Here is a 13,084-nt window from a genome sequence, read left to right as displayed (position 1 = left end):
AAAGGCCAAAATGAGGTGGCTTTTTTTTTTGAGCGCTCGGGCGATCATTTTTCTAGTTTGTTTAAAGCATTGGAAATTGCCTTGTTTAATTCTGTCCAGCTTTTTGCTTTTTCGCTGAAAGCTGGGTGCTCCCAGTCATAGGCTTTAATTAAAGAAACTCTAAATGTGCCGTTTTCACAGAATTCAGGGTACCAACCTATGTCAATAAGTTGATCATGTGGGAAGACGGCTTGGAATAGATCCTCCTTTAAGTCATCAACGATCATCGAAGTGTCAATAAGCTGGTTGAGGTGGGAGATGTCATCAAATGTGACTGTTCCGCCAAGTTCTATAATTTTTTTAGTGTCCATTCAGTTTTTCTTCGCTTTTGTGAGTTTTTTAAATGCTTCTTCGGAAATAGGGTGGCCGTGGATAGTGTTTGCGCTTAGTTCAACCCTCATGAAGCGTGTTTCTTTACCATCGTTGGCGCCAATAGTCTTGCCCATATCAATAACTTTCCAAGGCTTTCCGTTGTTAACATCTTGGCCATTTTTAAATGCATGCCGCTCGAGTGCTTCGATGTCTGTCCCAGGTAAATACCTTGCCGCGCCTCCATTTGCCGTTGATTTAACAACATTTGGCCAGGGGGCCTTGGGGGCTACGTGCTTGTTACCGTGATTCGTCCATTGAACATCAGGTGCTCCTGATGTCCCCTCATTTACCTTGGCCTTACTCGCCGGATCTTCAACCGTTCCAGGCTTGCAGCTCGCTCCCCCCGGACATTCGCTATTCAACCCCAACGGATCCACCCACCCCGTAGGGTTAGGCACGTACTGGTAGTTGTTCAACCCGCCCGCAAGCTTGATCGGATCCGGCGTCAAAAACCGTCCAGTCCCCGGATTGTAGTAGCGATGCCGGTTGTAATGTAAGCCTGTCTCCGCGTCGAAGTACTGACCCTGGAAGCGCAGCGGGTTGTCGACTTCTGCAACGTCGAGGGTGGCGAGGTTGCCGTAGGCCCGGTATTTCGCCGACCACATAATCTCGCCGCTGTAGTCGGTGAGTTCCTGTGGCGTGCCGAGATGATCGAGTTGGTAATAGAAAGGCGTAGCGTTCAGCGGGCCTTCGCCATCGAGCATCGCCAATGGGCGGAAGCTGCCGGGTTCATAAATGTAAGTGCGATAGCGATTGTCGGCGCTTTCAGCGATGAGGCGTTCGCCTTGCCACAAGAATTCGGTGGTTTGACCATCGACGGTTTTGGCGATGCGTCGGCCGAAGGCGTCGTACTTGTAGTTTGCGATGCTGCCGCCGGGCAGGCTGACGCCGATCAGGCGATGTTGGCAGTCGTAGCGATACTCGGTGACGAGTTTCTGCCCGGCGCCACGACGTTCGCGGATCAGGTTGCCGTGGGCGTCGTAGCCATAATGGCGGTCGCCTTGCATCAGCAGGCGGTTGCCTTTGACGTTGGCGAGATTCGCGGTCGGTTGGTCGCCTTGGCCCAGGAGGTTGCCCGCCGGGTCGTGGGCGAAGCTTTCCGGTGTGGTGCCACGGACGTTGATCAGGCGATCGAGCGGATCGTAATGGTAGCTGCGGTTGCCTTTGCGGCTGTCATCGATACCCGCGAGGTTGCCGTTGGCATCGTAGGCGTAGCGGCGACGGAACAGGTTGCGGTCTTGCTGACTGACGGTGTGGGCTTGCAGTCGGCCTTGTTCGTCGTACTGGTATTGGCTGAGCAGCAGGCCTTGTTGGCGCTGTTGTTCGCGACCGGCGCTGAACTGGTGGGTGGTGAGGCGCGAGCCGTTGAGGTCGATGCTGCTCAGGCGTCCGCCGGGTTGGTAGCGGTAGTCGAGTTTACTGCCGTCGGGAAGGCGGCAATGACTCAACTGGCCCAGGTTGTCGTACTCGTAACGTAAAGTGCCCCAGCCTTGGTGTTCGGTGATCAGGCGATCCTGCAGGTCGTATTCGTAGGCGAGGGGCCAGTGGCCGTCGTCGACGTTGACGAGGCGGCCTAGGGCGTCATAGCTGTAGTGAATTTCCTCGCCATCGGCCAGGGTTTTCACCAGCAAGCGGCCGGCGGCATCGCGCTGGTATTCGGTGACCAACTCACTGCCGTCTTCGCCGAATTCGGTTTTCTTCAGCAGTTGGCTGTTGAGGTCGTATTCGTAGGCAGTCCGGCGACCGTCGAACCCTATTTCCTGCTGGATCAGGCCGTTGGGGTAGTAATCGAGGTGGTAGTGCTCGCCACGTTCGTTTTCGATGTCGCTGAGCAGCAGACGCGAGTTGTCGTAGCGGTAGCGAAGTTGGCTGCCATCAGGGTTGATACGACGGCTAACCAGATGCAGACCATCGGCGTATTCGTATCGGGTGATGCGGCCCAGTTCATCGCGCTCTGCTGTGACGCGGCCATAAGGGTTGTAGGTGAACGCACGGGTTGCGCCGCCGGGCAGGGTAATTTGTGCGAGGCGGTTGGCGGCGTCCCACTGGTACTGGGTGATGGCGCCGTTTTCTTCCTGACGGGTGATCTGGCGGCCTAAGGCGTCGTAGCGGTACTTGCGCTGACCGCCGTCGGGCAGTTGCTCTTCAAGCAATTGGCCGAGGTTGTTCCAGCCCAGCTTGTGGCGACTGCCGTCCGGATGGCGGATCTCCAGCAGGCGACCCTGGCGGTCATAGCTGTAATGTGTGGAGTTGCCATCCGGGTCGATCTGCTGAGTGATATCGCCCTGATCGTTGCGTTGATACTTCCAGGTCGCCTTGCCGCGACTTACTTTGCTTACGAATCCATTGCTGTATTCGTAGCCGGTAGGTTGGTCTTCCGGTGGAACAACCGCCACCATGTGACCGGTTTCGTTGTAGTGATACTCCGTGATTGCGCCAAGCGGATCCTGTTCTGCAATCAAGCGACCCTTGTCATCGTAGGCCTTGAGGTGCTCAGCACCATCCGGGTCAATTTTGGCGATCAGTCGAGCCTGATCGTCGTGGGTGTAGATCTCTTCGCTGCCGTCCGCATTGGTGACAGTAACGCTACCCTTGTCATCCCAGGCGTAGTGCGCGTCCATCTGCGAGAAGCTTGCCCAGTGATGGATGCAGCGTGCCGATTTGCCTTCTTTTTCCCATTCCCAGTAGAAACTGGCGCCACCGGCCAGTTGGCGCTCAAGAATGACGTTCTGCTCGTCGTAGGTGTAGCGCTCGGCTTCGCCCGCCGGGTTTTTGGCTTCGATCAGGCGGTGTTGAGTGTCATAGCTATAGGTGACCAGGGTCTGGACGGTGCCCCAGGCATCTTCCAGATTGTCTGCCGGACTGAACTGCTGGTAATCGACGGCGACGATGTGTTTGCGGTCATAACGCAGGAGCAGGGCGCGACCGGCGCCATTGTCGACACGTTTGATCCGGCCGTGAATGTCGCGGGTGATGTGCAGGTGGTTGTTGTAGGTGTCGCTAATGGCGATCAGCGTCGCGCCTTTGCTGTTGTAGCGAAAATGATAGAACTGGGAACGGTCGCCAGCTTGAGTGAGGATCAGCTCGGAAGGATCCTCACCGAGGAAAATCGCCGCTTCGGACAAACTGTTGGTAATCGCCGGTCGTTGCATACTCGGCAATGGGAAGGTCGTAATGCGGTTTTCGTGGTCGGTCCAGACCACCTCATCACCGTTGATGTCCACCCTTTGCGCCAGTGCGTGACTCCATCCGTAGCCGAGGCCGCAATCGACTTCCGCGGCGCTGGTGCGATAGAGGCGGGTCCAACTGAAGGGCAGTATTCCACCGAGTTCACCATCGGTCAGGGTCAACAGTTCTTCACCCGTCACCATCGAAACCGGACAGCCATTGGTGCAGGTGTTTTTGGCGCAGTTAGCACTTTTTTCGTCGGGAGTCTTGGACTGAGCGGGTGCATCGTGGTGGACTTTCGGCGTTTCTACGGTAGTCACTCGCTTCCCGTCAAAACGAACCTGTGCAATCCCTTTCTTTACCTGAGCCGTCACACCACGAGCCGCTACCGCGGTGTACTTCGCGACGTATTCCATGAAGCCTTTGATGATCTTGAACACCGACTCCACAAAGCCGGTCACGGCCTTGATGACGATTTCGCCGTACTTTTTCAAGCGCGCGGCGAGGTAGATGACACCGGTACCCTCGGCAGCAACGGTCAGCACGATCGAAATCACGATGTCGATCGCGATGCCGACTACCGCTGCCGTGGTCATTTTTGCAGCGTCACCGGCCATCTTCATCGGTGGCAAACCGGCCAGCCAGATCACGGCACTGCGTACCATCAGGAACAGAGCGGCCTCGTCGCTGGCCAGCAGCATGGCCTTCTTCATGACGTCTGGCGTTTCTTTTGCCAGTGCTATCAGTTTTTGGGTTCCGGCACCGAGGTCTTTGGCAAACTTGCTCGGGTCTTGCAGGATATCGAGCACCAGGCTGATACCGTCCCAAACCCCTTTGATCGCTTCCCAACCGCCTTCAAGGATGCCGTTGCCAATTGCCGAGGCCGTTCCCAAGGCGGATATGTTCGACCATTGCGGTTTGAAACCGGCCCATTCCTTGCGCAGGAAACCTTCCAGTTGACCGGTCAGGCCTTCATAGGATTTGAACAAGGTATCGATCTGAGCCGGCGTCACTTCGTGGTGAACACGGATCTTGTAGAACTTGCCGGGAACACCCTCCGTCCAGCTGGCTTTGCCCTGGGCGTCGAGTTTGACTTTGCTGACTGCGCCGCCTTCCACCGCAACGATTTCAACTTCGATGTCACCCAATGGGATGTCATACACCGATTCGAATTTGCTCTCGATCAGCAGTGGCCCCTTGAGCGGGCACTGGGCAACGTTCGAGGCGAAGTCGCCATCGGTCATGCTCACCGATTTGCTGGTGTTACCGACCTTTATCACGCGCTCCATGCCCAGCAGGGAGGGCAGGTCTGCGGCTCGACTGCCTTTGTCGGCGGCTTTCGCGTACCAGGTTTTGGTCTGTTCTTGATACAGCTTCAAGCTGTCCTTGAACGTGCTCAGTTGGTTGTCAACGTAGGCAACGCGATCCATCAGCCTTGCTCCAGAATCAGGTGGTTTAACAGTGCTTCATTAAGGTTTTTCGGAGCATCGGGCCGGCTCACGAAACGTGCGATTTTCAGCTTCAGATTGCTCTCGGGGTAAGCGGCGTAGATGTCTGGACGTTCCTCTTCCAGCCATTGCATCAGGTTGCCGATCAGGGTCGACGGGTTTTGCTTCGCCAGGCTGTCGAGCAGTTTCTGCGGCACCTCCCACCACGGCCAGTCTTTTGCCGGCGGCACCACCCTCGGCCCCACCTCCAGGCTCTTCCCATTAATCAGATACCGATCAAACACCGGCAGTACCTCACCGGCGGCATCGCCGAGACCTTCCAGAATCGGATAGATATGCCGTCCATCCCAAAAACGGAAAAACACTTGCGTCCCATCCGGCATCCGCACTTGAGTCAGGCTGCGCAGATGTTCGAACACCACATCCGGTGTGCTGGTTGAAACCGCCATCCAGCCCCAGTCCTGAGCATCCGTATCGGCAATCCACGTTAGAAAACTTGAGTTGGGTTTCAGCTCGATGAGGTAGGGCATCACCGGCTGCCAAGCCGCGTAAGGTGTGCCGCCCCAAATCGGGGTCGCCTGGGTTGTGGGTTCGTTTTGGTAAAGCGACTTGAGCGCTTCGGCATCACTGGCGGCGCTGATGATCAGGTAGAGGCGTTCACCCGGCAGTAGCGGGGTTTCGGATAACCAGACCTGTGGATTGGTGTTTTCAGATGTCACAACAGCCGTCCTTGATGAGTGAATCTAAAAACTCATATCAGCTTCAATGTTTTCTTCGTAAGTCGAGAGCAACTTCTCAACGTTTTCGTTTCCGGAGTATTTTTCTTTCAACTGCTTCAGCTGCTGGTCGGTGCCCTTGCAATATTTATTTATATCGCTGATGACACGATCGAGAATTTTCGGGTCGGCGGGGTCCCGTTCAGGAATATCTCCGCGCAAAGAATCACAGTTGTCTCTATTTTTGATGTAGCCGGAGACGTCGGTCGGAACGGACTCAGAACTTTCCGTTTCGCAAGAATTTGACGTTGGCTCTACATCGTAACCTAGGCTCAAATAGAGATGACCGTTCAAGCTCCCATTTTTTCTCGAGAAGAGATGAACGCCTTCTTGACTCAAACAGGTGCTGATAGTTGTAGCTTGATCCTTGACCTCAACGGCTGAGACGCCGTTTCCGGTTGCATTTTTACCAACTACAGCTATGCCGATGAAAGGCGCAGAGTATTGAATGTCAAGCCCATAAATGTGCATGTCGGATTCGTTGAGCAGATCCATTGCATCGCCCTGCTGCTGTTTTCCCCCAGTTGTCTTTGTTAACTTGCAGCAAGCAACGGTTCCATCCTGAGGGAATTGGACCGAAATGACTTCGTTGCTTGAAATATTCTGGGTTGTATATAAATAAGTTTGCCCGTCTGGATTATTTTTAACGAATCCAAATCCAGTGTCTTGGGCAAATACTGACCCTGAGCAAATAGTCAGAATGAAGAAAAGTGTATGTTTAATGTCCATCGGTTGACCAATGTGGAGGGTCGGAAACAAGCTTTTTAACTCCATATGTAGTACCTACTGGATTCAAGTCGCTTAAGTGAGTGATCAAAACGGAGGCGCCAGAAGCATTTACAATTGTTTTTCCAGATATGTTGGATATTGTCATGTCTATGGCTTTTCGCTGTGTATGGCGACTTGTAAGTGCCGGCGGATACACAATTCCGTAGCCCGACGCCATGCTGGTCGCAGCACTGATTGATTGCGCTGAGGTGCTATGAACCCACTCGATATTTACACCGTCCATTTCAGGTACGTCTTCTGGTGCAATGATTCCTTTAGATATTGCTGAGGAATAGTGCATCAGATAAGCACGCTCTTTGGGCCGATAAGTTGCCGAAATTGAAACACTGCCCCCGGCTTCTTTTATCGCTGCAATAAATTTGTTCACACTGGCTTCGAACTCAGTCGTGAGATCGCCCACACTTGTACTGGTCGGAAATCGTGCAACCCATTGCGTACCGCTTAGCTCCTTGGTCGGGATGCTAACAGTTACAGGTGTCTGATCCGTGGTTGGGGTGAGCGTCGCTTGTTGTGTTGCCATAATACGGGGCCTCGATAGTGGCTTTTTCAGCTTTGTTAGATGAGACTTTTTGGGTCATCCCCTTGTTGTCAGTGACACCATCAACAATAATCCCGGATTCAAGCGTTATTCGATAGGGAATATTCTGCTTCGGTTTACCCGTTTTTTCATCATTGACTAAAAATACTAAGTCGTGGCTGGTTTTTTCAGTGTCTTGGGCAGGTTTTGCTATATCGCATACACCCGCCTTACACCTCTCGCACTCTTCACAGAACGGCGCGTTGCGTTTCAGGGTGTTGATCTGCGCCGGCGTCAGTACCGCGCCAGCCTTGTCGGCATCAGCCTGTTTCAGCGCGCCGGGCATCAGCGGTGCCGCCCCGGTTCCGCTGCCGGGGCTGCCGCCGGAGTTCATGTTGATCACCGGTCCGCTCAGCGTCACGCCGCTGGCGTCGATCTTGATGAAGCTGCCGCCGGCCTTGAGGGTGAGTTCGCTGCCGGCTTCGAGCACGACTTTCATGCCGCTGCTCAGGTGGATTTCCTGGCCGGCTTCGATGAATTGGCCGGTGCCGACCTTGATGTGCTGGTTGACGCCCACGGTGAGGTGGTCGTTGGCGCGGGCTTCGACTTTGCGATCGGCATAGACGGTGTGGTGTTCTTCGGCCTTGAATTCGCTGTAGCTGTTTTGCTCAACGGTGTCGTGGCGTTCGTTGCCGACGCGGATTTTCTGGTCGTGCTCGACGTTCTCGTCCCAGTCGCGCTGGGCGTGCAGGAAGATCTGCTCCTGGCCCTTTTTGTCTTCGATACGCAGCTCGTTGAATCCGCCGCCGCCCGGAGAGCTCAGGGTTTTGAAGGTGCTGCGGGTCTTGTTCGCCGGCAGGGCGTACGGGACGACGTTTTCCTTGTGGTACAGGCAGCCGCTGATTAGCGGTTGGTCGGGGTCACCTTCGAGAAAGCTGACCAGCACTTGCATGCCGATGCGTGGAATGGCGATGCCGCCGTAATGGGCGCCGGCCCAGGCGGAGGAGACGCGCAGCCAGCAGCTGGTCTTGTCGTCGGCCTGACCTTCGCGGTCCCAATGGAATTGCACTTTGACGCGGCCGTATTGGTCGCAGTGGATCTCTTCACCTTTTGGCCCGGTGACCACGGCGCTCTGGCTGCCGAGGATCCGTGGCTTGGGGTGGTTCAGCGGCGGACGGTTCGGCACGTCCCAGGGGGTGGCCTGGAAGCGGTTGCGGTAGCCCTGGTGGAAATCGTCTTTCAGATTGGTGGTGTTGCTGGTCACCGACTCTTCCAGCACTTGCGGCTGTTTGCCTTCGTGGAGGATTTCGGTCAGCAGCCACAGGTCGTTCCACTTGGCCTTGGGGTGTTGGGTCAGGGCCAGGAAGTGGCCGCTGACCAGCAACGGCTGATCGCTTCGGCCTTCGGCCAACTGGAAGTCGCTGCGGTGACGTTCGAGGGCGCGTTTGGCCAGGTGCTTGCCGCGTTCGCGGTCGATGAAGCGACCGGGGTAGTCGTAGTCTTCGAGGTCGGGCAGGGCGTCGCCACGGTTCTCGCTTTCCAGTTTCAGGCGCGGTTTTTCGAAGTCGTAATCGCGGCGGGTGGTGCGGCTGGTGCGGGTTTCCAGGCGCAGGTCGAAGCGCTTGATTACCGGGTCGTTGGCGACCATGCCGGAGTCTTGCTGGTAGGCCACGGGCGCGAGTTTCGGGAACACCGTCTGGTCATCGCCGAACACCAGCTTGTGGGCCGTGGCGCTGTGCTGGAAGTGGTAGTGAATACCTTCTTCCTCGCACAGGCGCTGGATGAACTGCAGGTCCGATTCATCGTACTGAACGCAGTAAATGCGCTCGGGATAAATCGCCCCGACTTCGAATTCGTAGGCATTGCTCTGGATGCCGTGCTCTTCGAGGACCATCCCGATGATTTTCGGCACAGTGAGGTTCTGGAAGATGCGTTGGTTGATGCGGTGCGCCAGGTAGGACAGCTGCGGGCGCAAGGTCACGGCGTAGCGGGTCAGGCGTTTGCCCGAATCGCCCTGGGCGGCGCGGTAGATCTGGCCATGAATGCCGCTGCCGTCAGGCGAGAGCTGCAAAAAGGCCGGTTTGTGCAATAGCGTTTCGAGGTCCAGGGACGGCTGCTCACTGACCAGCTCCACCTCAAACACAAAAGGTTGGCTGATGGCTTCCCGACCTTGCAGGGCAAGGACCTGGAGATCGTTTTCCAGACCTTCGACAGTCAGGGCAAAGTGAGTCTGATTGGCCGGCGCGAACATCCCTTGTTCCTCGTGCAGTGCTGCGGCGCGCGTTGACACCCGAAAGCCGGATCAACGGACGCGAAAATTCCTGGAAGGCGCAAATGACATCGACCAGCAGAGCTGGCCGATGTTTGGAACCGTCAGCCGCGATTAAGCGACTGGAACACGCCAGTCATCGGAACCCGAAGTACCGGATACTTCGTGGGTCCAGGTGATTTTGCGGTAGGTGAATTGCACTTCTTCCAGATGCGTGAAGTGCGAGTTCGACGGATCCTGGCAGTTGTGCATTTTGTTGTTGATGGCGACGATGATCGCGTCTTCCAGTTTGGTGGTGTAGTAGTGCTCTTGGGTACCTTGAGCCGAAGTGCGGTACCACTGGATAACGATTTCGCTCATGCGCTCGCCGGAAGTCAGGGCGGCTTGCAGCAGTGGCGAAGACTTGTCGTAGACCTTGGTGATCACGACTGGCTTGTGTACACGCTGACCGGTCGGTTGGCCGGACTGTGGGTCACGCGGGATGATCACGTCGTGGCTGAACGCCTGAACCATGACCTGGTCTTCGTGACCTTCCTGGTAGGTGTTGCCAACGGAGTCGGCGGTGAAGGCGCCGGCAGTGATCAGGCCTTGTTTTTCGCCGGTAACGGACATGTACGCTGGTGTAGCCATGGATGTGCTCCTTGCTAAAAGTTAGGGTGCCCGGGAGGCGGTATCGCCCGGTGGGTGCCTGACTGTTATCAAGGAGCGTGCCATAAATGTTTTTTGTCATATAAATCAGGTGGTTGAGGATATTTTTTAAACGTGGAGAGGTTGTTCGGCAGAGATCACCTGAAAAAGTGCGCAACTTCTTGCGCAGTGGTGCGCAAGAAGTTGCGCACTCGGCTGGAGGGCTTGATCCACCTGGCGTTCAGCGATGTTGAGGTGTATTTGGGACGAATAACTGCGCAAGAAGTTGCGCATCAAGGCTACGAGCGATCATCCCGATAGACCCAGCCGTCTGTCCGGGCAATTCCAGTGGCGATGGAATTTTTTTCCGGACCTGTCGCTCTGCTGATGTAGAGACGTGCCGATTCAGCGTCCGCCAGCGAGCACCCGGTAAGCCATGAACAAGACCCTGGACGATTACAACCGCATGCGTGACTTTGTGGCGACTCCGGAACCGGCCGCCGCCAAGCGTTCGGGCAAAAAAGCGGTGAAGGATCATGCGCTGCAATTCTGCATTCAGAAACATGACGCCTCGCAGCTGCACTATGACTTTCGCCTGGAGCTCGATGGCGCGCTGAAAAGTTGGGCCGTGCCGAAAGGCCCGTCGCTGGACCCCAAGGTCAAGCGACTGGCAATCCACGTCGAAGACCATCCGCTCGATTACGCCACGTTTGAGGGCACCATTCCCGAAGGGCATTACGGCGCCGGCGAGGTGATCGTTTGGGACCGTGGGGTATGGATTCCCCAGGACGACCCGGCCAAGGCGTACGCCAAGGGCCGGCTGAAATTCGAGTTGCAAGGGGAGAAGCTCGGCGGCCTGTGGAACCTCGTGCGCACGCACATGCCGGGCAAGCAGGAGCAATGGTTTCTGATCAAGCATCAGGACGGCGCGGCCAGGCCCGAAAGCGATTACGACGTGGTCGCCGCCGAGCCCGACAGCGTACTCAGCGATCGCACCATTGTCGCCAAATCGAAACCCAGTCCCGTAAAAAAGCCAGCGGCGAGGGCGCGCAGAGAGCGTTCATCACAGCTGACAGGCGCTCGTAAAGCCAGACTGCCGGAGCTGCTCAAACCCGAATTGGCGACACTGGTGGAGTCCGCGCCGGACGGCGAATGGAGCTATGAGATCAAGTTCGACGGCTACCGGGTCATGGCGCGCATCGACCATGATGAGGTCAAACTCTTCACCCGCAACGGTCACGACTGGACTCACAAATTGCCGGAGCAGGCTGCAGCGCTAGCGGCGTTAGGCTTGGAATCGGCCTGGCTCGACGGCGAAATGGTGGTGGCGGACGAGCAGGGTGTTCCGGACTTTCAGGCGCTGCAAAACGCCTTCGATGCCGGTCGTAGTGCCAGCATCGTTTACTACCTGTTCGATTTGCCTTACCTCAACGGCGTGGACCTGCGCGAAGTTCCTGTCGAAGCGCGCAGGGCGGCGCTGGCGACTGTGCTCAAGCCCAATGAAAACCCTCTGTTGCGGTTCTCCGACACGTTCAACGAGTCCCCGGAGGCGTTACTCGACAGTGTCTGCAAAATGCACATGGAAGGGTTGATTGGCAAACGCCTGGGCTCGCCTTACGTGTCCCGGCGCAGCAGTGACTGGATCAAACTAAAGTGCAAGCATCGGCAGGAATTCATCGTGGTCGGCTTCACCGATCCCAAAGGCTCGCGCAGTGCCTTTGGCGCGTTGCTGCTGGGGCTGCACGACCGTGACAGCGGGGAATTGCGCTATGCGGGCAAGGTCGGCACCGGATTCAGCGAGGCGAGCCTCAAGCGTCTTTACGAACAACTGAAACCGCTGCAGGCGAAAAAGCCTCCGGTGGTGAACCCGCCCACCGGTGTTGAAGCCAAGGGTGTGCATTGGCTCAAACCCGTTCTGCTGGCGGAAGTGGCGTTTGCCGAGATGACCAAGGACGGCTCGGTGCGCCAGGCCGTGTTCCATGGGCTGCGCGAGGACAAGCCTGCCACCGACATCACCGAGGAGCGTCCGACAACCGTGAAAACCTCAACCACTAAAACTAAAACCTCCCAAGCGACACCGTCACAAGTCGGCCTGGAGCAGGGCAAGGTGCGCATCACGCATCCAGATCGGGTGATCGATGCCAGCAGCGGCACCACCAAGATGCAATTGGCGGAGTATTACGCCAGCGTCGCCGAGTGGATTCTGCCGCAACTCAAGGACCGGCCGGTGGCGCTGGTGCGCGCACCGGACGGTATCACCGGCGAACTGTTCTTTCAGAAGAACGCCGAGAATCTGGCCATACCCGGCATTATCACTCTGGACAAGGCACTGACCGGCCAACCGATGATGGTTATCAACAATGCCGAGGCCCTGATTGGCGCAGTGCAGATGAGTACCGTGGAGCTGCACACCTGGAACGCCACGTCGGTCGATCTGGACAAACCCGACCGCTTCGTCCTCGACCTCGACCCGGATCCGGCGTTGCCCTGGAGGAGCATGGTCGAAGCGACCCGGCTGATCCTCACGGTGCTGGATGAGCTGGGGCTCAAGGCGTTTCTCAAGACCAGCGGCGGCAAGGGGATTCACCTGGTCGTACCGCTGACCCGCAAACACGGTTGGGACGAGGTCAAGGACTTCAGCCACGCGATTGTCAGTCACATGGCCAAGCTGCTGCCGGAACGATTTTCCGCAGTGTCGGGGCCGAAAAACCGGGTTGGGCGCATCTTCATCGATTACCTGCGCAACGGTCTCGGCGCCACCACGATCTGCGCTTATGCCGTACGCAGCCGCGAAGGGTTGCCAGTGTCGGTACCGATCTTTCGCGAAGAAGTGGCTGAGCTCAAGGGCGCCAATCAATGGAACCTGCACACCGTGCATGAGCGCCTGGCCGAGGTGGGCGATGAACCCTGGGCCGAGCTGAAGAAAACCCGGCAGACGATTACCGCCGATATGCGGCGACGGATCGGGATGTAGGAGCCAGGGGTGGGGGGGGGGGGGGGGGGGGGGGGGGGGGGGGGGGGGGGGGGGGGGGGGGGGGGGAGAGGGGGGGGGGGGGGGGGGGGGGGGGGGGGGGGTGCG

The 13,084-nt window shown here is 57.0% G+C and carries 8 protein-coding genes; 1 reads left to right on the top strand and 7 read right to left on the bottom strand.

The annotated features are described in order from the left end of the window. Positions 1-44: 44 nt before the first annotated feature. The 7 genes from AC07V0_RS19605 to AC07V0_RS19575 all read right to left on the bottom strand — a co-directional run bounded on the left by AC07V0_RS19605 (position 45) and on the right by AC07V0_RS19575 (position 10,008). Positions 45-350 carry a hypothetical protein gene (locus AC07V0_RS19605; RefSeq protein WP_018925589.1) on the bottom strand — a complete coding sequence of 102 codons (306 nt, stop codon included), beginning with the start codon at positions 348-350 and terminating at the stop codon, positions 45-47. Further along, complete coding sequence (locus tag AC07V0_RS19600; protein ID WP_086944959.1) at positions 351-5,009, bottom strand: RHS repeat-associated core domain-containing protein; 4,659 nt, start codon at positions 5,007-5,009, stop codon at positions 351-353. It lies immediately after the preceding gene. Further along, positions 5,009-5,746, bottom strand: a complete 738-nt coding sequence (locus tag AC07V0_RS19595; RefSeq protein ID WP_086944958.1) for a DUF4123 domain-containing protein — start codon at positions 5,744-5,746, stop codon at positions 5,009-5,011. Before AC07V0_RS19595 ends, AC07V0_RS19600 begins: the two co-directional genes overlap by 1 nt. Before the next feature lie 24 nt (positions 5,747-5,770). After that, positions 5,771-6,562 carry a hypothetical protein gene (locus tag AC07V0_RS19590; protein ID WP_225609294.1) on the bottom strand — a complete coding sequence of 264 codons (792 nt, stop codon included), beginning with the start codon at positions 6,560-6,562 and terminating at the stop codon, positions 5,771-5,773. Next, positions 6,522-7,112, bottom strand: a complete 591-nt coding sequence (locus AC07V0_RS19585) for a hypothetical protein (protein WP_086944957.1) — start codon at positions 7,110-7,112, stop codon at positions 6,522-6,524. The genes AC07V0_RS19590 and AC07V0_RS19585 overlap by 41 nt, the downstream gene beginning before the upstream one ends. Then, positions 7,054-9,360 (bottom strand): type VI secretion system Vgr family protein, encoded by a 2,307-nt coding sequence (locus tag AC07V0_RS19580; RefSeq protein ID WP_086944956.1) that lies wholly within the window; start codon positions 9,358-9,360, stop codon positions 7,054-7,056. The genes AC07V0_RS19585 and AC07V0_RS19580 overlap by 59 nt, the downstream gene beginning before the upstream one ends. Before the next feature lie 132 nt (positions 9,361-9,492). Further along, a complete protein-coding gene (locus AC07V0_RS19575) occupies positions 9,493-10,008 on the bottom strand; it encodes an Hcp family type VI secretion system effector (RefSeq protein ID WP_007900657.1) in 516 nt (171 codons plus the stop codon). A 433-nt stretch (positions 10,009-10,441) separates the two neighbouring features. Here AC07V0_RS19575 and ligD point away from each other — a divergent pair, with 433 nt between their 5' ends. Continuing rightward, a complete protein-coding gene (gene ligD, locus AC07V0_RS19570; RefSeq protein ID WP_086944955.1) occupies positions 10,442-12,979 on the top strand; it encodes a DNA ligase D in 2,538 nt (845 codons plus the stop codon). Positions 12,980-13,084: the final 105 nt, after the last annotated feature.

The organism is Pseudomonas sp. GW821-FHT01E10 (genome assembly GCF_059422365.1).
This window is presented reverse-complemented; position numbering and strand designations above follow the sequence as displayed.